Source organism: Cohnella rhizosphaerae (assembly GCF_029525575.1).
In the GTDB taxonomy this organism is placed as follows: Bacteria; Bacillota; Bacilli; order Paenibacillales; family Paenibacillaceae; genus Cohnella; species Cohnella rhizosphaerae.
Window position 1 is genome coordinate 1,790,593 of record NZ_JAPDIA010000008.1, and the last position, 24,221, is coordinate 1,814,813.

Here is a 24,221-nt window from a genome sequence, read left to right on the forward strand (position 1 = left end):
CAAGATCACAAGATCATCGGCGAATCTCACCAGCGTTCCCGTCTCTGTAAACTTTCTTCTCCCAGATCGTGTCCAGGTAGTTCAGATACAGATTCGAAAGTAAGGGTGAAATGACGCCGCCCTGCGGACTTCCCAAGTCGGTTTCGTGAAACTGATCATCTTTCACGAACCCTGCCTTTAGCCACTGCCGAACCAGCTTCAGTACACGTCGGTCACTGATCCGCTGCTCCACCAGTTGCATCAGTTTGTCATGGTCGATGTTGTCAAAGTAGCCGCGAATATCGATGTCGACCACCCAGTAGACGCCTTTCTTCACCGCTCGGCGGATATGCCGGATCGCCCCGTGTTGGCTGCGCTTGGGTCTGAATCCGTACGAGCAGTCTTTGAAGTCGGCTTCGAAGATGGGCTCCACCACGATTTTCGTCGCCATTTGCACGACTCTGTCCCGGATCGCCGGAATGCCCAGCGGTCGCATCTTGCCTTCCGCTTTGATGCTTCCCATAGGATGTCGCTGCGGTGCCCCTTGTCGTATAACGCATGAAATCGCCGCCGCGGATTTTCCTTGGCTGCAAGGCTTAGTGCTTGTTGGAGTTTTTGAGCTTTAGCTTTGGTATCGTTAGCAGGTTGAGCTGCAATCACTGACTCTTACCTCCTCCAAGTACATGAACAAAGCAGGGGCCCTTCCCTCCATGAGGTTTTGTTGTCCTCACTTCATCGGTACTATGGCCCCCTCCGACTCCCTTCCCGCAGCTCGCCACTTCACCTTTGGGGCTTATAGGTCTGCTCCTTACGAAAAAAAAAATTTCGTGCGGGGGGAGGGTCTCCCTAGTTCCAGACACAACTTTCTCGGCATGCCGTTCCCCATACACCGGAGAGTTCTTCCGCGCTGCGCTTCCAAGGGGCTTCACGCGTTCCATGGCCTTCGCCCATAACACCGAGGCTCGGCACTCTCTTGGCCTTTTCAGGTTCTTTTTGACGGTGCGGCAGGATTCACTTCATGTTACGGCCTGTCGATTTGCTCGCACTCCGCAGAGTTACTTTGTCACGGGGCTTCAACCTTAGGATCTCTCCACCAGTTGCCCTCCAGCTACGAGGCGACTTGGCTCTTACCTCGACCGGACTTCCACCGGCTAGTTGTGCCTAGCTTGGCTAGGTGCGCCGCAAAGAAAAAAGCCCGCCAATGGCGAGCTTAAAGCCCCACCTAAGGCGAGCTTAAAAAAGCGAACTAGCTCTCAAGGATACGCTGTCCGAAATATTGTCCGGGCTGCAAGCCTGCGGGGCAGGCGAACATCGCGCTGGCGACGTGGGATACGTAGGCGTTCAAGGCGTCGTTGTTCTGCATCAGGCGAAGCATCGGCACGAACTGCCGGTCCGGGTCGCGCTGGTAGCTGATGAACAGCAAGCCTGCGTCGACGTTGCCCGTCCGGGGATCCACTTTGTCGGTATAGGAGTACGCGCGCCGGTGAATTTGCTGCTTGGATTCTTTGGCCAGCCGAACGTGCGAACGCTCCGGCAGCTTAGCGGCATCGACCTTGTCGAATTCGGCATGCGCGCCGAACGCGGCGCCCGACACTTTGCTTCTGCCGAACGTCGCTTCCTGGTCGGAGAGCGACGTGCGATCCCAGCTTTCCAGCTTCATCTGGATTTTGCGGTATGCCATGTAAGAGCCGCCGCGCATCCACGAGGGCTCGTCGTTCCCCGCCCACACGACTTCGTCGTGACCTTGCGCGGAGTCGTGAAGCTGGTTGGCGGTGCCGTCCTTGAAACCGAACAAATTGCGCGGCGTCTGGCCCGCCGTCCCGCTGGCGAAGCCCTCCTGCATCCACTTGAGCGAGGCGCGGCCGGTCGACAGCCGGATCAGGTTCCGGACCGCGTGGAAGGCGACCTGCTGATCGTCCGCGCAAATTTGCAGGCAGACGTCCCCGCCCGAGATGCCCGGATCGATATTTTCGCGCGCCATGCGCGGAATGTCCTTCAGATGCAGCGGCATCGTCGGCGCGATGCCGAAGCGGTCGACGCCTTCCCGGAGGAAAAAGGAAGGCCCGAAGCCGAGCGTGGCCGTCAGTCTCGAAGGCGGCAGCTCGAGCGTCTCGCCGGTATCGGTCGGCGGTACGAGCGGATTGTCGCCCAGGCTCATCGTCCCGCCCTTCGCGCTCAGATCGCAAAACCTCGTCCAGTCCTTCAGCATCCCGATCAAGTCTTTTTTTGCTGCTCGTGGTAATATCGAACGCCGCCAGATACAAATAGGTCTGCTGCGGCGTGACGATGCCGGGCTGGTGGTCGGCGTACAGCGGTACGATGTCTTCGTCCGATTGGGCCGCAGCCTTCGAGCGTTCCGTCTGCGCCTTGGGAATGCCCAGAATCGCGCCGATGCCGGAGGCTCCGATCGCGATTCCGGCGCCTACGGTGGCCGACAGCTTCAGAAAGTCTTTGCGCGACATGCCTGTCGGATTCGGTTCCGTCATAAGCTTGTGCTCCCTCCGTTATTTAGAGGATGGCGGCGGTCTGAGACATCAGTTCGGACAGCGCGGCGAGGCGGTCGCTGATATCGCGGATCTGTTCCGTCGTCAACTCGGTGTAGGCGACGTACTGACCGTCCTTGACGAACCCGGACAGCGCCTTTTCCATCTCCTGAAACGCCTCGTCGAGCTTGTCGGCCAATTCGACGTTGCTCTCGTTAAGCGCCGGAATGATCGACAGGTACACCGTCTTCGAGCCGTCGACGTTCGCCGCGAGGTCGACGAGATCGATGTGCGAATACAACTCTTCTTCTCCCGTAATCTTGGACGTTGCCGCTTCGTTCAGCAGCTCCATCGCCCCGGCGACGACCGTCTTCGGCTCAAGCTCGAGCTTCTGCACCTCGGCTTGGAGCGCCTTTACGTCGGTAATGAGTTGATCGGCGTATTTATCCTGACCGGCCAGCGAATGGTCGACCCAAAGCGCCTTCTCGATCTCGTGGAAGCCGGTCCACGCGCTCGGATCGTCCACGTCGGCCAGCCGGGCGTCGATCTTCGGATCCAGTTCGCCGAAGCTCTCGGCGATCGGTTCGATCGTCTCGTAATAGACGCGCGCCTTCACGTACTCGGCCTTGGCCGCGTCGATATTGCCCGCTTTGACGGCATCCACGAACGCTTGGGTCTGGTCGGTCAGCTTGTTGGTCTGGTCGACGACGTATTGCTGATATTTTTTGACGGCTTCCTTCAGCAGCTCGGAGGAGCTCGCCGTGGACGGTTTGGCGTTTTGCAGCTTCGTCAGGGCGTCCGCCAATCCGCTTGCGTTCGCCTTGAGCGCGTCGAAGTCGACCTTATCGTAGGCCGATGCGGAAAAAATAGGCATTTCGTACTTTTCCACGTCCGTATACTCGAGCGGGAACGTTTGACGAACGGCGTTTTCGAACGACAGCCAGGTCTCGTTGATCGTCTTGCCGAGCGTCTTGACGCCGTCCGCGTCCGACTTGCCGATAAGGTCTTGCAGCTGCTTCGTTTGATCGAGCATTTGAGCCGTGCCCGCGCGAATCGCGCTCGAACCGTCTGCGCTTGCGGAGGCGGACGCCGGTGAAGCTGCGGCGGAAGAGGCAGTGAGCGAAGCGGACGACGATGCGCCGGCAGCATCGTCGTTTTTCGAGCCGCCGCAAGCGGATAAGGCCAGCATACTTGCGATCGTAACGATGCCAATGGACGTTTTCTTCATCATGATAACGGTCTCCGATCATCTAGCGCTATGCGCAAAATTAGGTTGTGAAGGCTTAAGCTACCGGGACATCGCGCCCGCGCCTGCCCTTCCACAGCGACAGAACGACCGCGATGCAGCCGCAAGCCAGGAAGACGAGCTGCGGCAAGGTGCTGTACCACGAAGGATACAGGCTGAACGTCGTAAGGTCGGGCAGCGCTTCGTTCACCGTGGACGGCAGGATCCCCGCCATCTGCAGGCTATGAATGCCGGAGCCCATGAATTTGAAGCAAAGATAGAACACGATCAGGCTGGACCCGAGGAAGAAGGGGCGGATCGGCAGCTTCGCGCCGGCCTTGACGATGACTAGGGCAGCGGCAGCCAGTACGAAAAATCCCGTGGCGATGCCGGCGGCAAGCTCCGCGCCGGACATCTTGCTGGCCATGCCGATCAGGAAGATAACCGTCTCGAGTCCTTCGCGGACGATCGCGAAAAACGAAAGCAGCGCAAGCGTAAACATGTGTCCGCCGGAAAGCGCGCGCGTGCTCCGCTCGGCGAGCAGCCGGTTGAAGCGCTTCGCGTCCGAATGGCGGTGCAGCCAGTAGCTGACGTACAGCAGCATCACGCTGGCGCAAACGCCCGTCCAGCCGTTAATGAGCAGATTGTTGTGCCCGAAGGCGCTCGACGACAGCAGCAGCACGACCGCGAAGCCAGCGCCGATGCTGGCGAGAAGTCCCGCGGCCGAGCCTCCGGCAACCCAAAGCTTGGCCTTCCGGGAGCCCGCTCGCTTGGCGTACATGAGCAGCGCGCCGACGACCAGCAGCGCCTCGAGCCCCTCGCGGATCGGGATGAGCGCCGCGTCCCACCATGAATATTGCGCATCGGCGAGCGGCGCCAGCCCTTCCACCAGCCTGTCGATAACCGGCGCGGCAAGCGCTCTTTGATCCGGATTGCTCAAATAGCCGTCCAGCATGACCAGGTCGCGTTCGGTATCGTTGTACACGCGCTGCGATTGGCTCACCACGTCCCCTTCGACGGACAGCCACTGCCGCTGAAGCTGCTTGACGCTTTGCCCCGCCTCGTCCCAGCTCCCCCCGCTTGGCCAGATTCCCTGCTTCGCGCAGCTTGAGGATGTAGGCGGACAGCGTCATCCGGCTTTTGCCTTCGTTGTCCTCGAATGCGCCGTCGCGCAAATTGGCGACCGAAAATCGGAGATTGCCGGCCTGCGAAGACGCTTCGTCCAGCTTGCCGCCCAGCATCGCGAGCGAGAGCGCCGCCATCTGTCCGTCGATCTCAAGCGCCAGATCGAGCGATTGCCGCTTGACTTCGTTTTTGTCTTTCGCCCACCACTTTTTGAGCGCAGCCAGATCCCGCGCCGCCGCTTCGGCATCGCCCGCATCCAGATGCGTGACGAGCGCTTCCGCCTGCGAGGCCGCCTCGTCCGCGCGCGCCGGCTCAGCCGCGGCCGCCAGGGACGCGGCGGGTCCCATCGCCCAGCCGAGCACGGCAAGCAGCACGAGCATCGCGAAGATCGCTTTTGCGGAAGACCATCTATGCTCCTTCAATGTAAATCGTCGCCTCCACGCGCCTTAATCCGCTCTACTTGAAAATGATTCTCAATATTAAGCATTATAGGAGCGTTCATTTTAGGTGTCAATGCATTTATATAAAAGAAAGCGGCTAAGATGCGTCATTTTATTGACGTATCTCAGCCGCTTCTTCGTTATCGCCTTGCAGCGTCAGTCCGCGCTGTCGGAAGCCGCCTGAACGCGGCTTGCCGAGCGCCCTCTTCGAAGCCGCGAGAGCGCGCCGTACCGCGGGGACCCGAGGAAGCTCGCCGCGAACAGAAGGCCCGTCGCGAACGCCATCGAGCCCGAGATCGACGTGTCCAGCCAGGTCGCGATCCCGTAGCCGATCCAGGCGGACGCCGCGCCGAAGGCGGCGCCGAGCGCCAGCATGACGGACAGCCGGTCGGTCCACAGATAGGCGGCGGAAGCCGGCGTGATCAGCATCGCGACGACCATGATCGCGCCGACGGCGTCGAACGATGCGACCGTCGTCACCGATACGAGCGACATGAACGCATAGTGCATGAGCACGGCGGGAATGCCCAGACTCGCGGCCAACGCGGGGTCGAACGACGTAATTTTCCATTCCTTATAGAAGGCGACGATCGCCGCAAGCGCGATCGCGAGCACGAGCGCGAGCATCGCCACCGCCTCCGGCACTTCGCCGACGAGCGGGAGCGTCATCGTTTCCCATGGGATGAAGGTAATCTCGCCCATCAGCGTATGCTTGACGTCGAGATGCGCGTTGCCGACCTGCGTGGCGATCAGCACGACGCCGACCGCGAACAGCGTCGTGAACACGATGCCGATCGATGCCTCCTGCTGTACGCCGCGGGACTGGAACCACTGCACGAGCACGGCGGTGAGCAAACCGGCGCACACTGCGCCGATCAGCATATGCACGCCGCTCAGCTCGCGGGTCGCCATGTAAGCCACCACGATGCCGAGCAGCACGGTATGGCTGATCGCGTCGGCCATCATCGCCATTCGGCGCAGGATGAGCAGCACGCCGATCAGCCCGCAGCAGACGCCGACGAGCGAAGCGGTGAGGAGAATCCAACCCGAATAGCTCATCGTCCGCCCCCCCTCGCGCGCGGCGACGCGGCCGACAGGCTGGGAAGACAGCCGTCTGCGGCTCGCCCGCCTTCCGATATATAGGATGAGCAGTCCTTTGCTGGCGCCGAAAAATAGCGATACCGCAAAGGTCGCGGATGCCGCGAGCACGATGAACGGTCCTGTCGGCCAGCCGGACCCCGCCGCGCTGAGCAGCGTTCCCGCCGCGCCCGCGCCGCCGCCGAACGCGGCCGCCAGCACGACCGTCCATTTGAACGAGTGCGTCCAATAACGGGCGCTGACCGCGGGAATAATGAGCAGCGCCGCCATCAGCACGACGCCGGCCGCCTGGATGCCGACGACGATGACGAGCACGAGAACCGCCAGGTAGATGCCGTTCATGAGCCGCACGGACAATCCGAGTCCCGCGGCGTAGGCGGGGTCGAACAGGAACAGCTTCCACTCCTTGTAGCCGAGCAGCGCGACGAGCAGGACGATACCCGCCGTTCCCGCCATCAGCCGGACATCGTCGCCGACCATCGAGGCCGCCTGGCCGAAAATAAAGCTGTCGAGGCCGCTCTGGCTGCCGCCCGCCGTCCGGTTCACGAACGTGAGCAGCATGATGCCGAGTCCGAAAAACACCGAAAGCACGATGCCCATCGCGGCATCCTCCTTGATCCGCGTCGCCGAGCGGATCCAATCGATCAGAAGCGCCCCGAGGAGCGCGCTGACGGCGGCTCCCGCGATCATGACGGGCAAGTTTTTCGTGCCCGTCAGCACGAAGCCGACGATGACGCCGGGCAGCGCGGCGTGCGACAAGGCATCGCTCATGAGGCTCTGCCGTTTCCAGTAGGCGAAGCTGCCGACGATACCCGCCGCCATCCCGAGAATCAGTGTACTGAGAAGCACCCATTGCGCATTGTGCGAAAGTATCGTGTTCATCCCGATTTGCCCTCCAGCCAGCGAAGCATGCCCCCGTAGGCAGCGCTTAGCCGCTCCCGCGTAAAAGCTTCCGCCGTCGTGCCGTGCGCGACGACCGTCCGGTTCAGCAGCAGAACGCGGTCGAAGTAATCCTCCACCGTCTGCAGGTCGTGATGGACGACCATCACCGTCTTGCCCTGCGATTTAAGTCGCTGCAGCGTATCCATGATGACCCGCTCCGTCACGGCGTCCACGCCCGCCAGCGGTTCGTCGAGCATATACAGCTCGGCGTCCTGCGCGAGCGCCCGCGCGAGGAATACCCGCTGCTGCTGCCCGCCGGAAAGCTGGCTGATCTGGCGCCCCGCATAGTCGGCCATCCCCATTTCGGACAACGCGCGCATCGCCAGTTCCTTGTGCGTCCGTCCGGGACGCCGCAGCCATCCGATCTTGCCGTACAATCCCATCGTCACGACATCAAGCGCGTCGGTCGGGAAGTCCCAATCCACCGAGCCGCGCTGCGGCACGTAACCGATCCGCGACTTCACCTTCCTGAACGCCGAGCCGAAAAACGAAACGTCGCCGGAAAGCCGCGGATGCTGATCCAGCAGCGTCTTGAGCAGCGTCGATTTGCCTGCCCCGTTCGGTCCGACGATCGCCGTGAGCGTTCCCGGCCGAATCTCGAAGGTCACGTCTTCCAGCACCGCGTTTTTCCGATACGAAGCGAACAAATCCCTTACCTCGAGCACCGCCGCCATCTTCAGCCCTCCTTCGAGGCCAACGCCTCGCCGATCGTGTCCACATTGTGCCTGTACATGCCCAGATAGGTGCCTTCCGCCGTGCCGCCGGCCCCCATCGCGTCCGAATACAATTGACCGCCCAGCCGAACGTCGTGCCCTCTCTTCTTCGCGCCTTCGACGACCGCCTCGATCGACGCGGGATTGATGCTGCTCTCCACGAAAACGGCGGGGATGCCGCGATCGACCAGCAGGTCGATCGTTTTTTCGATATCGGACAGTCCGATCTCGTCTTCCGTGCTGAGCCCCTGCAGGCCGATCACCTGAAGCCCGAGCAGACGTCCGAAGTAGCCGAACGCGTCGTGCGCGGTGACGAGCACCCGCCGCTCAGCGGGGATGCGTCCCAGCTTCTCCAGCGCTTCCGCCTTCAACGCGTCGAGCTGCTCGAAGTAGGCCTTCTTGTTCGCCTCGAAGTATGCCGCATCCGCCTCCGAATATTTCTTCAGCTCTTCCGTCGCCGCGCCGAGCGCCTGCTTCCAAAGATCGATGTCGAACCAGATGTGCGGATCAGTCGCGCCCTTCGGATCCTTCAGCAGCCGCTCCTTCGGCAGCGTCTCCCCGATCGCGAGCACCGGCCGCTCCTTGCCGATCTGCTCGAATACTTTTACCATGTTCGCTTCCAGATGGAGCCCGCTGTAAAACACGATATCGCCGCTTTGCAGCTTCTTGATGTCGCCTTGGGTCGCCGCGTACAGATGCGGATCGACGCCCGGCCCCATCAGGCTGTCTACCGCGACCTTGTCGCCGCCGATGACGGCAAGCGGCTCCGCGATCTGCGCGATCGTCGTGACGATTCGAATTTTGCCGGATTGTCCGTTTTCGCCGGTCCGGTCCCCGCCATTCGCGCAAGCGGTGTTCAGCGCAACTAAAATCGCCAAAAATAAAAATACCATCGCTACTCTTTCCAGCCGTTTGGTCAGCATTGCGGTCCTCCCCGTATTGGTCGTTCCTCTTGCGAAATCTGGCATGGCAAACACTTGTACAACAACAATTTTGTTTCCTTTGGGAAACTTTTGTTGTTAACTACAAAATAATTACCCAAAGGCAATATGTCAACCCTTTTTTTTGGGCGGATTGTCCGGCTAACCATCGCTTTCCGCGCTTAGTACAGCGTTGTTTTCCACGCCTGCAGGGGCTCGATGCTGTGTCCGCTGCCGTGAAACCGCGCTTTTCTCGCTTGCTAGAGTAACCTCTCGGCGGCGCTTCGGCACGGCGGTGCCGGCCAAAATAGCAAAAGGGGTGAAGCAGATTTCGAATCTGCTTCACCCCTTTTTGCTGCGGGCCGTCCAAATTTCTTATTGCGCGTTTAACGCGTTTACCAACGCTTCGAGGTTCTTTTTCATGACGCCGATATAATCGAGTCCCGCTTTTTTTGTCTTCTTCCGTCAGCCCCTCCAACGGGTTTAGCACGTCCGTCTTCGCTCCGATCTCGTCCGCTACCGTACGCGCAACCTGGGGATCGACCAGCGTCTCGAAAAAAGATCGTCTTGACCTGGTGCGCCTTCGCGAACTCCACGATCTCGGCCATTTTGCCGGGGGACGGCTCCTGCTCGGGCGACAGTCCGGCGATCGGCACCTGCTCCAGGCCATAGGCATGCGCCAGATAGCCGAAGGCCGCATGCTGCGTGACGAACTGCTTCGTCTTGACATCCTTCAAGCCTGTCTCGAACGCCTCGTCCAACGACTTTAATTCGGCGATATAGGCATCGGCGTTTTTCTTGTAAGCGTCCTTATTCGCAGGGTCCGCCTGCTCGAACGCCGCTTCGATCGCGGCAACCTCCCGCTGCGCCAATTCCGGATCGAGCCAAACGTGCGGATCCTCCGCATGTTCGCCTTCCGCATGCCCGTGTTCGTGCGCGTCTTCGTCCGCCGCTCCCTCTTCTTCCTCCGTCGTCCCTTCAAGCGTCGTCAGTCCCTCGCTCGCCCGCACGACGACGCGCTTGTCGTTCGGCGCGCTCGCGAGCGCCGCATCGACCCAGCCTTCGACGATCCCGTTGTAGACGAACACGTCCGCTTCCTTCACCTTCGCCATATCCTGCGCGCTCGGCTCCCAATCGTGCGGCTCCGTCCCCGCCGGGATCAGCGCGACGACGTCCGCGAGATCGCCCGCGACCTTTTTGCTGAATTCGTACATCGGATAAAACGTCGTCACGACGCTCAGCCTGGCGTCCGATCCATTCGCGCCTGACCCCTCGCCTTTGCCGCAAGCCGCCAGCAGCAGCGCCAGACTCGCCGATATCGCCACCGCTTTCTTCATACTCGTCTTCATGCTCGTCTTCATGCTCCTATCCCCCGCCTTTATTCGTAATTTTTACACTATAGAGATTTAAAAAAAGCAACTATGTATAGGAACCAAGACCGCTTCCTTATTGTAATTATTACGTTTAATAAACGCAAGCTAAAAATAATACCTGTACATGCCGTCTTTTTCTGCCATTCTGCAAAACTAGCAGCCTAGCGGTTCTGATCGTCAAAGACTCGCATAAGTTGAGAGAAGTGAACGTTACGATGATCGAGGTGAAAAAGCATGACGAACGCCGCTTCCAAATGGACGATCATGCTGTCTGCGGTTTTCATGCTGGCGATACTCTGTCTACTTGTTTCATGGCGACAAATCCCTTGGCAGGTCGGCGTGCCGGACATCGGCGCAGCGGAGTGGCGATCGGTCAAAACGGTGTTCGTCAGCCTGTTTCTGGAGGCGCTCCCCCTTTTATGCTGCTCGGCGTACTCGTCTCTGCGGCGCTGCAATCGTTCGTATCCGAAGCGGCGCTCGCCCGTCTCATCCCGCGAAATCCCCTGCTCGGCGTACTCTGCGCCTGTCTGCTCGGCATCGTGCTGCCAGTCTGCGAATGCGGAATGATCCCGGTCGTGCGCAGGCTCCTGCGCAAAGGGATGCCGGCTTATATCGGCATCGCCTACATCCTGGCGGCCCCCATCGTCAATCCGGTCACGGTGCTGGCAACCTACAGCGCCTTCCGCGCCGCGCCGGAGATGGCGCTGTACCGAACCGCGCTCGGCTTCGCGACGGCGGCCGCCGTCGGCTTGCTGCTGTATCGCGTTCGCGGCGGCGCTGCTGCCAGCCCCTTGAGACTTCAAGCGGAAGGCGCGCATGCCGCAGGCGCTGCGCATGGCCATAACCATGACCATGTCCGTCATCCGTCCCGTTCCGCGCCGCCGTCGCGCTTGCTCTCCTTTTGCTCGCACGCGGCCGACGAATTTTTCGAGATGGGAAAATTTTTGATGCTCGGCGCTTTTCTGACCGCATCGATCCAAACCTTCGTCAGCCACGACGAGATGCTCGCGATCGGAGGCGGCGCGTTCGGCTCGCATTTGCTCATGATGGGTTTTGCCTACGTCGTCTCGCTTTGCTCGACGTCGGACGCGTTCGTCGCCGCCTCCTTCAACGGCGTTTTTCCCGCCGGCGCGCTGCTCGCCTTTCTCGTATACGGTCCGATGGTCGACTTTAAAAACACGCTCATGCTGCTCTCCGCCTTCAAAGCCCGCTTCGTACTGCTTCTTCTCGCGCTCGTGACGGCGGTCGTCCTCGCGCTGTCGCTGCTCGCCGGATGGCAGCTTGGCGGCGCCACGAGCTGAATTCGAAAGGAGTGTCCGCATGACAAAACGAACGAGTCGCAGCTTGATCGCCCGTCATCTGTCGCGTGCCGCGGTCCTGGCCGGCATCGGCGTGTATGTCGCCAGACTATCCGCGATCGGCAGCCTAAGTCTGTACATCTCGCCGCGCATGGCCGTATACACGAAGCTTGCCGCCGCCTGTCTCTATCTGATCGCCGCCGCGCTCGTCTATCAAGCGCTGAAGGCATGGGACGGCGACGGCGCCGAAGGCTGCGGAACGGCTTGCCGTCATGCGCCGACAGGCAACTGGCTGCGCCAGCTTCGCGCCGTCGCCTTGTTCGCGCTGCCGCTCGCCTTGTTTTTCCTGACGCCGGATACGACGATCGGCAGCGCGATGGCCGCGCAGAAGGGGATGAATCTGAGCGGCGGGGCCGTCCCGCCTGCGAAGCCTGCCGCCTCCGATCCGACCGCCGCCTCCGCCCCGCCTGACGCGGACGAGCTGGACCGGCTGTTCCCGCACGACTCGCTCACCAAGCCTTACGCGGATTACGGCAAGCTGCTGTATGCCGAACCCGTGATCGAGATTGCGGCCCCGCGTTTCCTCGAGACGCTTACGACGCTTTCCTTTTTCCCGGACTCGTTCGTCGGGCGCCGCGCGTCGATAGCGGGGTTCGTCTACCGGGACGATACGATCGGAGACGGGCAGTTCGTGCTGGGAAGATTCGCAGTTCAATGCTGCGCGGCCGACGCGATCCCGTACGGCATCGTCGTCGAATCGCCGGATGCGGCGAAGTATGCTAGCGATAAATGGATGACCGTCACGGGCATACTGGCCAAGACGACGGTCGGCGGTAGCGAGGTGCTCCTGCTGAAGGCGGACGCCGCGACCGGGATCGAGCCGGCCGACGATCCTTACGTTTATCCGGACATGAGCTTCGGCGCGTAGGCGCGGAGCGCGGCGCAGCGCGCGAACGTTCAAGCCTTCGGCAGCCGGACCGTAAACCGCGTCATTACCGGGCCGCTCTCCGCCTCGACCGTGCCCGCGTGGCGCTCCACGATATTTTTGACGATATAGAGGCCGATGCCCGTGCCGCCCTCCCGCTGCACCCGCGCGCGGTCGCCGGTGAAGAACATCTCGAATAGATGAGGCAGCTCCGCCTCGGGGATTCGATCGCCGTAGTTGTCGACCCGAACGACCGCCGTTTGGCCGTCCCACTCGCCGCGGACGTCGATGTAGCGGCCGTCCGCCCCATAGCGGGCGGCGTTGCTGAGCAGATTTTCGAACACTCTCGCGAGCAGCTCGCCGTCTCCCCGAATGTTCAGGTCGGGGATCACGTCCGAGCGAAGCGTCAGCCCGTTTTTCTCCAGGATCGGATACAGCTCCTCGCCCAGCTGGACGAGCAGCTCGCCGAGGTTGATCGGCTCGCGCTTGACCGGCAGCATGCCGTAATTCATCCGCGTGATCTCGAACAGCTCGTCGATGAGCTTCTCAAGCCGCTGGGACTTCGTATAGGCGATCGACGTAAAATGGCGCACCTGTTCGTCGGACAGGCTGTCTGCCTGCAAGATGTAATTCAAATAGCCGATCACGGAGGTGAGCGGCGTGCGGAGGTCGTGCGCGAGGTTGAGCACCAGCTGATCCTTGCTCGTCTCCGCGAAGTCGCCGCGCGCGATCGCCTGGCGCAGCTTGTCGCTCGCCATGTTGATATCCTCCGCGATCGCCTGGAATTCGTCCTGCGAGGAGATGCGGACCGGCGTGTCGAAGTCGCCGACGGCCAGCCGGTGGATGCCGCTGGATATCCGGTCGAAGTATGTGGCGTAGGGCTTCGTATACAAGAAAAAAAACAGCACCGACAGCGGGATAAAAATGATCAGAAACACGTTGACGTCGCCGATGGTGCCCATCATGTTGCGGAACGCGTTCAAAGAGTCGCCGCGATACGCATTCTGATGATAGTAGGATTGCAATGCACGGTAGACGAGATAGGTAATGAGGAAGGACGTCAGCAAGCTGAGTCCGAGCAGCACGATCATCTTGGATCTGAAACTGATGCCGCTAGCCATTAAACGTATATCCCACTCCCCAAATCGTCTTGATCCATTTGTCCTTGTTGTTGTCCTCGCCGAGCTTCTTGCGCAGCGTACGGATGTGGACCATGACCGTATTGTTGCCGACCTCGTAATAGGCTTCTCCCCACACCTGCTGGAAAATCTGCTCCACGCCGAACACCTTGCGGGGGTGGCTCGCGAGCAGGCACAAAATGTCGAACTCTTTGGGGGTCAGCTCGACCGGCACGCCGTAAATGGAGACGCGGCGCTGGTCCGGGACGATCGCGAGTCCGCCCGATTCGATCGTAATCGGCTCGTCCGCCCTGGCCGAATTCAGCCGCGTCGTCCGCCGCAGCAGCGCTTGCACGCGCGCGACCAGCTCCATCGGATTAAACGGCTTGGTCATATAATCGTCCGCGCCGATGACGAGGCCCGAGATCTTGTCGAAGTCCGACGTCTTGGCGCTCACGAACAGGACGGGCAGCCGGTGCCGCTCGCGGATCTGCCTCACGACCTCGAAGCCGTCGAGTTCGGGCATCATGATATCGAGCACCGCGAGATCGACGGCCTGCGTCTCGATCGCCCGAACCGCCTCCTTGCCGTCGTGCGCGAGCACGATTTTATAGCCTTCCTTTTGCAGATGCAGCGAGATGAGATCGGCGATCTCCTTCTCGTCGTCCGCGATCAAGATGGTGACGGGGTTCATGCCTTATCGCGCTCCTTCACAACTCCCATTGTAACGGATGTCAAAGCGCGTTGCCTAATTCGTTGTAGACGCTCACGGCATCCGCGATGTCGTAGGCCTCCGTCGTTTTGCGGTTCCCTTTGGCGCCGGTCGTGACAAGAATGTATTCTTCGCCGTTCAGGCGGCCGAGGCTCGCAAGGCACAAACCGGCCTTGTCGGTATAGCCCGTCTTGCCGCCCAGAATCTCTCCGCCCGCCAGTCCCGACCCGCCAAGCTCCTTGAACATGGAGCTTCGCAGCGTGATGCCGTCCGGATGCTGGTCCGTCGGCGTCGTCGAATGGCGCGAAGCGGTGAACACCTCGCGGAACGTCTCGTTCCCGAGCGCGTAGGCAAGCAGGACGGACAGATCCTTGACCGTCGTATAATGAGCGGGATCGTGCAGTCCCGTCGCGTTGACGAAGTGCGTGTCCGTCATGCCGATCGCCTTCGCCTTTTCGTTCATGAGCGCCGCGAACTTTTTCTCCGAGCCGGCGACGCGCATCGCCAGCCCGACGCTCCCGTCCGCGCCGGACGGGAGCATCGCCCCGTACAGCAGGTCGACGGCCGGCACCCGCTCCCCGGGGAGGAAGCCCGCCATCGAAGCGTTCTGCTGCCGCAGCGTCTCGAACATGTCCGGATCGAGCTTAACGGTCTTCTTCAGGTCGGGGATGCGCTCGATGGCAAGGATGGCCGTCATGATCTTCGTGAGCGAGGCGGGATATACGCGCGCTTCGCCGTTTTTGTCCAGCAGCACCTTGCCGTCGTCCAGACGGACGAGGATCGCTTGGGCGCTGTGCAGCCCGGCGGCGGCGAGCTTGAGGTCCGCGCTCGCGGACGCGTCGTCCTCGCCGGACGCCGAAGGTTGCGGATCTCGCGCAGATTCGGCGGGCAGCGCCGTTGCAGGCTCAAGAGCGACTGCCGGGTTCGCAGCCGGCCCCGCACCGGCGGTCGCCGCCACGGATCGCGCCGTACCGGCATTGGGCGGATGGCCCAGGAGCGTATCCGCCGCGCGGGCCAGATCGGCCTTGTGCCGGGCGGCCGCGCATACGAGTCCGACGATGAGCAGCAGAAGCAGCAGTCGCGATTTCATAGGTTCGGTCTCCTCCTATTCCGAAATCCAGAATAGGACAAACATTTTAAACAAAATGAAGGACGGATATTAAATATTTCTTAAAATTCCGCGTCAACGAAGCAGCGAGCGCAGCTTGATGAGATTGAGCTCGAAGTAGCTCGCGTACATTTTGACGAGCTGCCGGTCTTCGAGATCGTACAGCACCTCATTGAGCTCCTTCATTTTGACGCCCGCCATCTGGGACAGCTCGTGCCTGTCGAGCGGCATCTGAACGACGATCGTGTGATCGCTCCGCTCGCCGAACCGGTTCGCCAGCTTGACCAGGCTCTTGATGACCCGCGTACGCACGTCGAAGAACATCAGGTCGGACACCTGGTCGTTCGTATCGCGCATCCGCTGCACGATCTCGGCCATAATGACGAGGTTCAGATCGAAATGGGTTTTCAGCATGTCCAGGAAGTGCGCCCTGGACATCACGACCAGTTCCGTATTTTCGAGCGTCTGCGCCGTGGCGGAACGCGGCTTGCCGTCGATCAGCGACAGCTCGCCGAAGCTGTCCCCGGCATTGAATACGGCCAATATTTTCTCGTCGCCCTCCGGGCTCGTCCTGTAAATCTTGACCGTGCCCGAGAGGACGATAAAAAACGAATCGCCCGGATCGTTCTCCCGGAACAGAATCGTCTGGGCGTCCTGCTCCCGCTTTTCCATCCGGTCGGCGAGCAGCCCGATATGCTCGGGCGCCAGACTCGAGAAGAGCGGAATGTGCTTCATCAGCTGGCGCAGCTTCTCTTTTTCCGCTTTGGCCTGCCGGGCGGGGTCGAGCTGACGGGCTTTGTCCGCCCTGGGCTCTCCGCCCGGCGCTTCCCCGTCGATGTCGATCTCCCGAATCTTGTGGCTCTGCAGCATTTGAATGTGCTGCGCGGTGATCGCCGTGCCCTTCGCCAGCAGCTTGATCCCGCTGTCCGAAAATATATCTATGCCGACCTTCATGCCGGCCTGTACATGATTGACCAGAAACAAAGCCATGCCCGACTCACCTCAAAGGATTCATATAGGCCTTTTATCGGTGAATGCGGCCGAAAGGTTAATCCCTGGGAATCGTGCCTACTAATTGTCATTCACGCGAAAGAACGGGATACATGCGCAGCCTACACGACCAAGCGCCCCTTTTTCTCCGCCACGCCGATCGTTGCCCGAAGTCCCGACCTGAACGCCAGGTAATCCTCTTCGACGCCGTCGCTGAAGATGACGCCGCCTTCGGGCATCTGCGACACGACCTCCAGCGCTTGACCGCTCTCGATGCGGCCATACACGAGCTCGGTCCCGGTCGTACGGCTCGGGAACGGCTCGCGGACCGTGAAGCGAAGCCAGTCGCTCTCCCACTCCAACCGCTCCGCATCCGCATCCGTTTTGCCATCATGTCTCCCGCTTCCCGGGACAATCGTCTCTCCGGCACCGACGAAGCCCGCTCGCCTTGCAATACCCGACGCGCCGGCCAGCACGCTCTTCAGCCATCCCGTGGAGCCGACGCCGGTCGATACGATGATGCCGCTCGACGATTGCTGCTCCGCTTTGCCTCCCGAAGCGATGCGGTAGCGTGCCGATACATGCGTCCTCCGTCCGATGTAGAAGTCGTTCACGGCGTATAACGATTGTCCGTCGTTCAGCGCCGCCTTTGCCATCGTCACCTCGCGGACCCGCCGCCGTCCCGCGGCGGTCTCCGGTACGATCTTGGGCAGGTCTCCCACTCGAAAAGGCAGCAGGACGCCGTCCCAGCGCATCGGGTCCGGATTGACGCCGATCAGCGGCTGGCCGTCCAGATATTTCAGCGTTCCCGCCACCAGGCCGTCCTGCCCCAACGCCACGACCGTATCGGACGGACCGAACAAATAATTGGGAACGTGCGCCCTGTCCAGCAGCTGCACGATGCCCAGTTCGCCGAGCGATTGCTGCGTCCGGGAGAGCGCCTTGCGGTAGGCTTCATCCTCGCGCAGGTAGTCGGAAAAATCCTCGCCCATCGACTCGATGACGAACTGCGCCTGCCGGACGGTATTATACCGCGCGACCAGCTCTTCGAGGCGCGTACGCCGCTTGACCAGCACCAGCCGAATCCCGCTTGCGCCGCTCATAGATCATCGCTCCTTCCTGCCCGCCGGCTTCGCCGCGTCGCCTTGCAGCAGTCCCTGAAGCAGATCCGGCGAAATATTCAGCTGCCCGATTCTGTCCGCCTGACCGGCCAGGTCCTGGAAGGCGACGGCGATCAGTTGGCCCGGATTCATGCCTGCGCGCGTCAGCGATTGCAGCACTTGATTGTCCGCGCCGCCGAGCGCGCGCATGACGGCCGTCAGCTCGTACGCTTTGGCGTCGGCCTCCGAATGCCTGTTGCCGACCGAGAGCTCGAGCAGCGCCTTCCGCTCCTCCTCGTAGTCCGTGTCGAACCGCAGTTGCTCCTGCTGCATCTCGTTGCGCTTCTGCTGAACGAGACGTTCCGCCGCCAGCTGGCTCTCCCGGATTTGCTTCTTCTTGGCCTCGACCGCGATCTCCGTGCTCAGCTCATTCTCGCGTACGATCCGCTCCTGCTCGATCGACGCGTTGCGCCGCTCGTACAACGCCTCGTCGGCTCGACGCAAAATCTCCTCGCGTGCCTGCGCCTCCAGCGCCCGCAGCGTCTCCTTGTTCGGCAGCACGGCCAATATCGCGGCCCCCATCGCTTCGATTCCGAGCTTCGCCAGCTCGGGGCTCGCGTCCAATTCCTGGCCGATCGCGGCCGCCAGGCGATCGCCGGATTGAATGGCTTCGCGCAGCGGCATCCGTTCGAGATGCCGCTTCACCAACACCTTCACCAGACCGATGACGCGCTGCCCGAGCTTGGCGGGATCGTCGGACAAATACGTTTTTTTCCGCAAATTGTACGTGTAATCCAGCATGCGGGACGTTTGGCGGAAGTCCGCGATCCGGAAGGTCAGCTGCCCCTGCACCGTCACGCTCTGGAAGTCGCGGGTAATCTCCTCGAACATGAACGGCGCTTCGATCGAAGACACCGGCATGACCACGGCCGTCGTGACCGGCGCGTAATAGTAAAAGGACAATCCCAGCCCTTCCTTCACGACCTTGCCGTTCTGGACCTTCATCACGTACTCGCTCGGCTGGAATTTGACGAATCGGATTCCGAACATGGCGAACGCCTCCATTCGTTGTTATATTCATTTTGATATTATCATTATGATAATTTAAAAAGACAGAACTGTTCAACCTTCCTTATTGGCGCGATATGTCCCTTAAGCCCTAAGGATGAGCAAAAAGGTATAAATTGCGGACTCCGGCTCGCATTTCCTTCCGATTTCTCCATTTTTCTTGCCATAAGAAAAGCCGTCAGGGAAGAATGAGGGAAGAATGAGGGAAGAACGTGAGGTTGGTAGCCGACACGCGCCGCCTCACCTCGCACGGGGGAGCTGCGCGAGGTGCAAAGGGCACGCCTTGACGATCTTTTGCGGCAGTCTCGTGTACAATCGGCGGCCAGACAAACGCTCCTGACCACCTGAATGTGCGTCAAACCGCGCCAACTTCCCCGGAGCGGTTCGAATGCGTGGTGCGATGAGGCGGCGTCATCAATTCGATAACGGTTAAAAAGCAGTTATTTTGCTTGATCGCGACATGCTTGAGCAAATAAGTGTCGAAGCGCAATTAATTGCTAGCATTCGAACGTTTTGACCCGGTTTTGAACAAAATAATTGCGGTTGAACACTTATTCCTCCCGAAGTCCGGAACAGCGCGCCGATTAACTGCTTTTCAACACTTATTTCCATATACCGTCACGCGCACGCAAAGAGAGAAAATATTGGCGTCTCCCGACCTTCGTCCGGGCCTTCACGGTCCGCTTTCTTCGCGCCGCGCATGCGGCTCGCGCTCGGTCTCCGGCTCGGGGCGCAGCCGGAACGCCGACGGGGTCAGCCCCGTCGCTTCTCGGAAGCTCCGCGAGAAATAATGGACGTCGCCGTAGCCGAGCGACTGCGCGATCTCGGTAATCCGCTCCCCCGTCAGAAGCAGCCGCTTGGCGCAAGCGATGCGCTCCCGCATCGCATACGCCTTGGGGCTCAATCCCGTCGCTTCCCTGAAAATCTCGGCAAAATACGTCGGATGGTAGCCGCACAGCTGCGCCAGCTCACGGCTCGACCAGCTGCGCGCGGGCTCGCGGGCGATCGCCGCAAGCGCAGGCGCGATCCGCCGCGCGGTTGGATCGGGGCGCTCCTGCAGCTGCCGCCGTACCAGCGCGACCAGCAGCGCGGTCATGCCGCCGCGCATCGCGGCCTCGCAGCCGGGACGCTGCTCCCGGTATTCCTCGACGATCGGCCGGAAAAGCGGTTCGAGCTCGGGCGCATGCAGCACGTTTGCCAGTAAAAGCGGCGAACGTCCGCCGCCGGCGTCGATCCGGTATTCAACCGGCGGCGCCTCCCGCTCCGGCCCGGCGCATGCGCGAATCGCCGACGCCGGATGCACGGATACGGGCGCATCGCCGTCCCAGTCGAAATGGATGCTGTAAAAGCCCGCCGGCGCGTTCGCCGCCGTCTCGATGCGGTGCGGACTGCCGCTGCCGTAAAAGGCGCAGCTGCCCGGAGACAGCGAATAGCGATGCGGGCCAAGCGTCAGCTCCGCGCGTCCGAACAGCACGAAAAGCAGCTGGCAGTCGGGGTTGACGCGCGGCCCCCAGACGAATATCCGTTCATACGCTGCGCGTTCGGCGAAGTGTACGATCGGCCGGATCGACGCGAGCTCGATCGGCCGTACGCCCTCTGTCGCTTGCATCCGCATCGCCCCTTCCCGTTATGGGCGTATTATAAAGCATCGCCTGTCAAAAGTGCACCTCATTCCCGGCACGGCTGCAAAGACAGCCGGCAAACCGCCGGTTAAACTGGGCTGGAACATAGCCAAGGAGGTTGCGTCCGCATGCGAAAGCCTGTCGCATCTGCTACATCTGCCACATCTGCCCAAATATCTGCCAATATTACCGCACCGGCCGATCCGGCCGACAAGCACCTGCCGTGCTTCGCCGCTCCCGCCGCCATCTACCGCCCCGCCCCGCTCTGGGTATGGAACGACGACATGGAGCCCGCGTCGATCCGCTTCCAGCTGCGCGAGCTCGCCTCGCACGGCTTCGGCGGCGCCTTCGTCCATCCCCGTCCCGGCCTCGTGACCGAATATTTGTCGGACGCGTGGTTCGAACGCTGGGGCGACGCGCTCGAGGAGGCTTCCCGACTCGGACTCAAGCTGTACATTTACGACGAAAATTCGTATCCCTCCGGCTTCGCGGGCGGGCATGTACCGTCGGAGCTGCCGGACTGCCTCGCGAATTCCGTGCTGTTCAACGAATACGGGGCGGACGAAGTCGCGCGCAAACTGGCGAACGCCTCGCCGATGCTGAACCGCCCCGGTCACCCGATCAAAGCGTTCGCCGTGCGGGAGACGCCCGACCGGACGCCGGCCTGGGAGATCGTCCGCGACGTCACGCTGCTGCCGATGACGCAGTGGCAGGCGCACGGCGACCGATTCTGGGTATTCGAGCTCGGCACGCCGATGACCAACAACTGGCTCGGCGGCTTCGCGTATGCGGACCTGCTGCGGCCGGAGGTGACGGCGCGCTTCCTCGCCGTCACGCATGAAGCGTACCGCGAGCGCTTCGGCGACCGGTTCGGCGCGCAGATCCCCGCCTTGTTCACCGACGAGCCCGAGATATCGCCCGGCAACCTGTTCGAGCACGGCTCGCCGCTGCCGTTCAGCTTCTGGTTCGCCGGCGAGTTCGAGCGCCGCAACGGCTACGACCTGCGCGACTATTTGCCTTTTCTGTTCCGCGACGCCGCGATCGCCTTCGAGACTGCGCCCGCCGTCGATGCGGCCAAGGTGCGCTTCGATTATTTCGAGACGATCCGCGAGCTGTGGGTGAACAATTCGGTGCGCCCGATCTCACAATGGTGCGAAGCGAACGGAATTGCCTATACGGGCCACTATATCGAGCATCAATGGCCCCATCCGTTTCACCGCACGTCCCCGGCCGTCATGTCGCTCTACGAATTCATGCACTGGCCGGCCATCGATATGCTGGAGACCAAGCTTCTCCGCGCCGATCCCACCGGCCCCGGCTCCGCCTTTTTGCCGTTTATGCCGCCGAACGAGGCGCAGCGCGCGCAAGGGGCGTACAACGATCCCGCCGCCCTGCTGACCGTGCGCGAGGCGCACAGCGCCGCCAACCAGTTCGGCAGGGAGCGCGTGCTGTGCGAGGCCTACGGCGCCGGCGGCTGGGACTCGACGTTCGAGGATTACAAGCGAATCGGCGACTGGCTGTACGTGCACGGCATCAATTTCCTCAACCAGCATCTGACCTACGGCACGATCGTCGGCGCGAGAAAAAGGGACCATCCCCAATCGTTCGATTGGCGCCAGCCATGGTGGGACGAGTATGCGCGGCAGAACGACTACTTCGGCCGGCTCTCCTATGCGCTCTCCCAGGGCCGGACGGTCAACCGGATCGCCCTGCTCAATCCGACGACGTCCAGCTTCGTCGCGACGGCCGAGGCGGTCGAAGGCGATCCGCGCTACCAGCAGGGCATCGTCGACATGCTGGCGCTCGTGCAGTCGCTGTCCGACGATCAATGGGACTACGATCTGTGCGACGAATACATCATGGCGGGACATGCTTCCGCCGAGGGGGGCCAGCCTGCGCGTCGGACTTTGCCGCTACGAGATCGTCATCGTACCTGCGGCGATGACGCATATGAAGGCTTCGACCGTCGCGCTGCTGCGCCGCTTCCTGGAAGGCGGCGGCATCGTGATCGCCGCGGACCGGGCGCCGGATCGCGTGGACGGCGCACTTAGCGTGGAAGCGGCGGCGCTTGCCCGCCTTCCCGGCTGGCATCCGGCTGCGGACGCGGCCGGCCAGCTCGCGCTGCTGTCTGCGTTCGCCGCGCCGCGTCTTCGTCTTGCCGGCGATGAGGCGGCGGCGCCGAGCGGGATCGCGCATCTGCGCCGCGAGCTGGGCGACGGTTCGGCCTTTTACTTCTTCGCCAACTCCCGGAGCGCCCGCTTCGACGGCACGGCGACGCTGCGCGGCCGGCGGGCAGAGCTGTGGAATCCGCTGGACGGCTCGGCGACGGCGCTCGACCTGTCGCCGGACGACGCCGGCAGTCTGACGCTCGACCTGGCGCTGAACGCGTCGGGGTCGCTGCTGCTGCGCGTCTACGAGGAGGCGCCGGCGGCGTTGGAAAGGAGCGACGCCAGGGACGCTGCGTCAACAGACCCGGATCGCGCGGACACGACGGCTAGCGCAGTCTCGGCCGCGGCGCCAGTGGCGCAGCGCCTTCAGCCGCTCCAGCGCCGATCGGACGAAGCCGCGCGCAGGCCGGTCGCGCTCTCCGCGCCGGAGATCGTGCCGGAGCGGGACAACGTGCTCCCGATCCTGCACTGCGACCTGTACGCCGGCAGCAAGCAATATTTCGGCTTGCACACGGTGCACGCCGCCCGCTTCGCCTTCGAGCATCACGGCTTCGAGAACAATCCGTGGGACAACGCCGTCCAGTTCAAGCGGCGGCTGCTGGACCGCGAAGCCGCTTTCGACGCACGCAGCGGAATTACGGCCGACTATTATTTCCACGTGGACAGCCCGGACGACGTCGGACCGGTGCGGCTCGAGCTGGAGCGGCCTTCCTGTTACCGAATCGCCGTCAACGGCATCCCGGTCGAAGCCGCTCCAGGCACCTCAAGGCTGGACCGTCACATGGGCGCCGCCGATATTACGCGCGCGCTGCGCCCGGGGCGCAACACGATACGGCTGGAGGGCCGCCCGTTCTCGATCCGGATGGAGCTGGAGCCGCTCTATCTGTTCGGACAGTTCGCGGTCGCGCCGAATGCGGATGGGGGCTGGCGCCTGGCAGCCAACCAGCCGCTAGGGCTCGGCGCCTGGCGGGATCAGGGCTACCCGTTCTATTCGGACGCCGTTCGCTACCGCCATACGTTCACCCTGCCGGACGACGCCTCGCGCGTCTTTATGTCCGCGCCGTCCTGGCACGGTTCGGTGATCTCCGTAACGGTGGACGGCGAGCATGCCGGTCTGCTCGGCCTGGAGCGCGGCGACGAGCTGGGGCTCACCTCCCTCGTGCGTCCGGGCGCCGTCCACACGCTCGACTGCCGGCTGAGCGGCACCTTCCGCAACCTGCTGGGACCGCATTTCGACGCCTCCAAGCCGCGCAATATAGCGTGGCCCGGCGCCTGGAAGCGCTCGCCGCTCGAAGGGCCGCCGCCGGCGGAAGACTATGATCTGCTGTCTTACGGATTGCTCGCGCCTATTGAAATTTGGACGATCCCCCGTTAACATACGACTAACGCCAGGTAGTCGTGGCGCCTCGGCGGCCGACGCGCGGAAGGACGGGAACGCTTTGAAAAAAATATGGACGTTCAAGCAGAAGCTGGTGCTGACGTATGTCATTTTTATCGTGCTTCCCATGTCCGTGCTCGGTCTGGGCGCCTACCGTCTGTACAGCGAGGCCATGGAAAAAAAGGTAAGCGATTTCGTGCAGCAGGTCGCCGTAAGCACCTCGTCGAACATCGAGATGTACATCCGCGAGCTGGAACAGTTCACGCTAATGCCCTATTACAATCGCGAGCTGCAGGATATGCTGACGGCCGGGGTCGCAACCGGGGGAATCGCCTGACGCGGACATCAAGCTGACGCTGGAAAAAAACTTCAGCTTCTGGCAGTCGCAGCGAGGCAGCATCGAAAATATTACGTACTTCAGCAAGCCGGGCGAAGG

At 61.8% G+C, this 24,221-nt stretch carries 20 protein-coding genes and 2 pseudogenes; 6 read left to right on the forward strand and 16 right to left on the reverse strand.

What is annotated here, in order from left to right; translation table 11 throughout:
* Nucleotides 1-13: 13 nt before the first annotated feature.
* The 4 genes from OMP40_RS32060 to OMP40_RS32075 all read right to left on the reverse strand — a co-directional run bounded on the left by OMP40_RS32060 (nucleotide 14) and on the right by OMP40_RS32075 (nucleotide 4,690).
* A complete protein-coding gene (locus OMP40_RS32060) occupies nucleotides 14-502 on the reverse strand; it encodes a reverse transcriptase domain-containing protein (RefSeq protein WP_277537319.1) in 489 nt (162 codons plus the stop codon).
* A gap of 723 nt (nucleotides 503-1,225) precedes the next feature.
* The gene (locus OMP40_RS32065) at nucleotides 1,226-2,188 is read right to left on the reverse strand and encodes a Dyp-type peroxidase (protein WP_277538172.1); all 963 of its coding nucleotides are present in this window, start codon (nucleotides 2,186-2,188) and stop codon (nucleotides 1,226-1,228) included.
* Between the two features lie 299 nt (nucleotides 2,189-2,487).
* A complete protein-coding gene (gene efeO / locus OMP40_RS32070) occupies nucleotides 2,488-3,693 on the reverse strand; it encodes an iron uptake system protein EfeO (RefSeq protein ID WP_277537321.1) in 1,206 nt (401 codons plus the stop codon).
* Between the two features lie 52 nt (nucleotides 3,694-3,745).
* A complete protein-coding gene (locus OMP40_RS32075; protein WP_277537322.1) occupies nucleotides 3,746-4,690 on the reverse strand; it encodes an FTR1 family iron permease in 945 nt (314 codons plus the stop codon).
* Between the two features lie 40 nt (nucleotides 4,691-4,730).
* Between OMP40_RS32075 and OMP40_RS32080 the strand changes: the two genes are divergently transcribed.
* A complete protein-coding gene (locus OMP40_RS32080; RefSeq protein ID WP_277537324.1) occupies nucleotides 4,731-5,276 on the forward strand; it encodes a hypothetical protein in 546 nt (181 codons plus the stop codon).
* A 132-nt stretch (nucleotides 5,277-5,408) separates the two neighbouring features.
* Here OMP40_RS32080 and OMP40_RS32085 read toward each other — a convergent pair whose 3' ends face one another.
* The 5 genes and pseudogenes from OMP40_RS32085 to OMP40_RS32105 form a co-directional block, all read right to left on the reverse strand.
* Nucleotides 5,409-6,311 (reverse strand): metal ABC transporter permease, encoded by a 903-nt coding sequence (locus OMP40_RS32085; RefSeq protein WP_277538173.1) that lies wholly within the window; start codon nucleotides 6,309-6,311, stop codon nucleotides 5,409-5,411.
* Between the two features lie 36 nt (nucleotides 6,312-6,347).
* Nucleotides 6,348-7,232: pseudogene (locus tag OMP40_RS32090) on the reverse strand (metal ABC transporter permease); the annotation flags it as partial.
* The gene (locus tag OMP40_RS32095) at nucleotides 7,229-7,966 is read right to left on the reverse strand and encodes a metal ABC transporter ATP-binding protein (RefSeq protein WP_277537326.1); all 738 of its coding nucleotides are present in this window, start codon (nucleotides 7,964-7,966) and stop codon (nucleotides 7,229-7,231) included. The pseudogene OMP40_RS32090 and the gene OMP40_RS32095, both read right to left, overlap by 4 nt.
* A gap of 2 nt (nucleotides 7,967-7,968) precedes the next feature.
* Nucleotides 7,969-8,928: a metal ABC transporter solute-binding protein, Zn/Mn family gene (locus tag OMP40_RS32100; RefSeq protein WP_277537328.1), complete on the reverse strand. Its 960-nt coding sequence runs from the start codon at nucleotides 8,926-8,928 to the stop codon at nucleotides 7,969-7,971.
* A gap of 372 nt (nucleotides 8,929-9,300) precedes the next feature.
* Nucleotides 9,301-10,274, reverse strand: a pseudogene (locus OMP40_RS32105) (metal ABC transporter substrate-binding protein).
* 443 nt (nucleotides 10,275-10,717) lie between these two features.
* Between OMP40_RS32105 and OMP40_RS32110 the strand changes: the two are divergent.
* Both OMP40_RS32110 and OMP40_RS32115 read left to right on the forward strand, forming a co-directional pair.
* On the forward strand, nucleotides 10,718-11,599 hold the full coding sequence (locus OMP40_RS32110) for a permease (RefSeq protein ID WP_277537330.1): 882 nt from the start codon (nucleotides 10,718-10,720) through the stop codon (nucleotides 11,597-11,599).
* A gap of 19 nt (nucleotides 11,600-11,618) precedes the next feature.
* Nucleotides 11,619-12,524: a TIGR03943 family putative permease subunit gene (locus OMP40_RS32115; RefSeq protein WP_277537333.1), complete on the forward strand. Its 906-nt coding sequence runs from the start codon at nucleotides 11,619-11,621 to the stop codon at nucleotides 12,522-12,524.
* Nucleotides 12,525-12,553: 29 nt separating this feature from the next.
* On the opposite strand, the gene OMP40_RS32120 is transcribed toward OMP40_RS32115, so the two are convergent.
* From OMP40_RS32120 to OMP40_RS32150, 7 genes are all read right to left on the reverse strand, one after another.
* Entirely contained in the window at nucleotides 12,554-13,642 is a 1,089-nt protein-coding gene (locus OMP40_RS32120) for a HAMP domain-containing sensor histidine kinase (protein WP_277537336.1), read from the reverse strand.
* Entirely contained in the window at nucleotides 13,635-14,333 is a 699-nt protein-coding gene (locus OMP40_RS32125; protein ID WP_277537338.1) for a response regulator transcription factor, read from the reverse strand. Before OMP40_RS32125 ends, OMP40_RS32120 begins: the two co-directional genes overlap by 8 nt.
* A 40-nt stretch (nucleotides 14,334-14,373) precedes the next feature.
* Nucleotides 14,374-15,441, reverse strand: a complete 1,068-nt coding sequence (locus OMP40_RS32130; protein ID WP_277537340.1) for a D-alanyl-D-alanine carboxypeptidase family protein — start codon at nucleotides 15,439-15,441, stop codon at nucleotides 14,374-14,376.
* 93 nt (nucleotides 15,442-15,534) lie between these two features.
* Complete coding sequence (locus tag OMP40_RS32135) at nucleotides 15,535-16,449, reverse strand: Crp/Fnr family transcriptional regulator (protein ID WP_277537343.1); 915 nt, start codon at nucleotides 16,447-16,449, stop codon at nucleotides 15,535-15,537.
* Between the two features lie 122 nt (nucleotides 16,450-16,571).
* The gene (locus OMP40_RS32140) at nucleotides 16,572-17,552 is read right to left on the reverse strand and encodes a diacylglycerol kinase catalytic domain-containing protein (RefSeq protein ID WP_277537345.1); all 981 of its coding nucleotides are present in this window, start codon (nucleotides 17,550-17,552) and stop codon (nucleotides 16,572-16,574) included.
* A 3-nt stretch (nucleotides 17,553-17,555) separates the two neighbouring features.
* Nucleotides 17,556-18,599: an SPFH domain-containing protein gene (locus OMP40_RS32145; protein ID WP_277537346.1), complete on the reverse strand. Its 1,044-nt coding sequence runs from the start codon at nucleotides 18,597-18,599 to the stop codon at nucleotides 17,556-17,558.
* A gap of 691 nt (nucleotides 18,600-19,290) precedes the next feature.
* A complete protein-coding gene (locus tag OMP40_RS32150) occupies nucleotides 19,291-20,226 on the reverse strand; it encodes an AraC family transcriptional regulator (protein WP_277537348.1) in 936 nt (311 codons plus the stop codon).
* A gap of 141 nt (nucleotides 20,227-20,367) precedes the next feature.
* On the opposite strand from OMP40_RS32150, the gene OMP40_RS32155 reads away from it, so the two are divergent.
* From OMP40_RS32155 to OMP40_RS32165, 3 genes are all read left to right on the forward strand, one after another.
* Entirely contained in the window at nucleotides 20,368-22,290 is a 1,923-nt protein-coding gene (locus tag OMP40_RS32155) for a glycosyl hydrolase family 2 protein (RefSeq protein ID WP_277537351.1), read from the forward strand.
* Nucleotides 22,190-23,782, forward strand: coding sequence for a hypothetical protein (locus OMP40_RS32160; RefSeq protein ID WP_277537354.1), 1,593 nt, complete (start codon nucleotides 22,190-22,192; stop codon nucleotides 23,780-23,782). The genes OMP40_RS32155 and OMP40_RS32160 overlap by 101 nt, the downstream gene beginning before the upstream one ends.
* Nucleotides 23,783-23,846: 64 nt before the next feature.
* Nucleotides 23,847-24,122: a hypothetical protein gene (locus OMP40_RS32165; RefSeq protein WP_277537355.1), complete on the forward strand. Its 276-nt coding sequence runs from the start codon at nucleotides 23,847-23,849 to the stop codon at nucleotides 24,120-24,122.
* Nucleotides 24,123-24,221 lie beyond the last annotated feature (99 nt).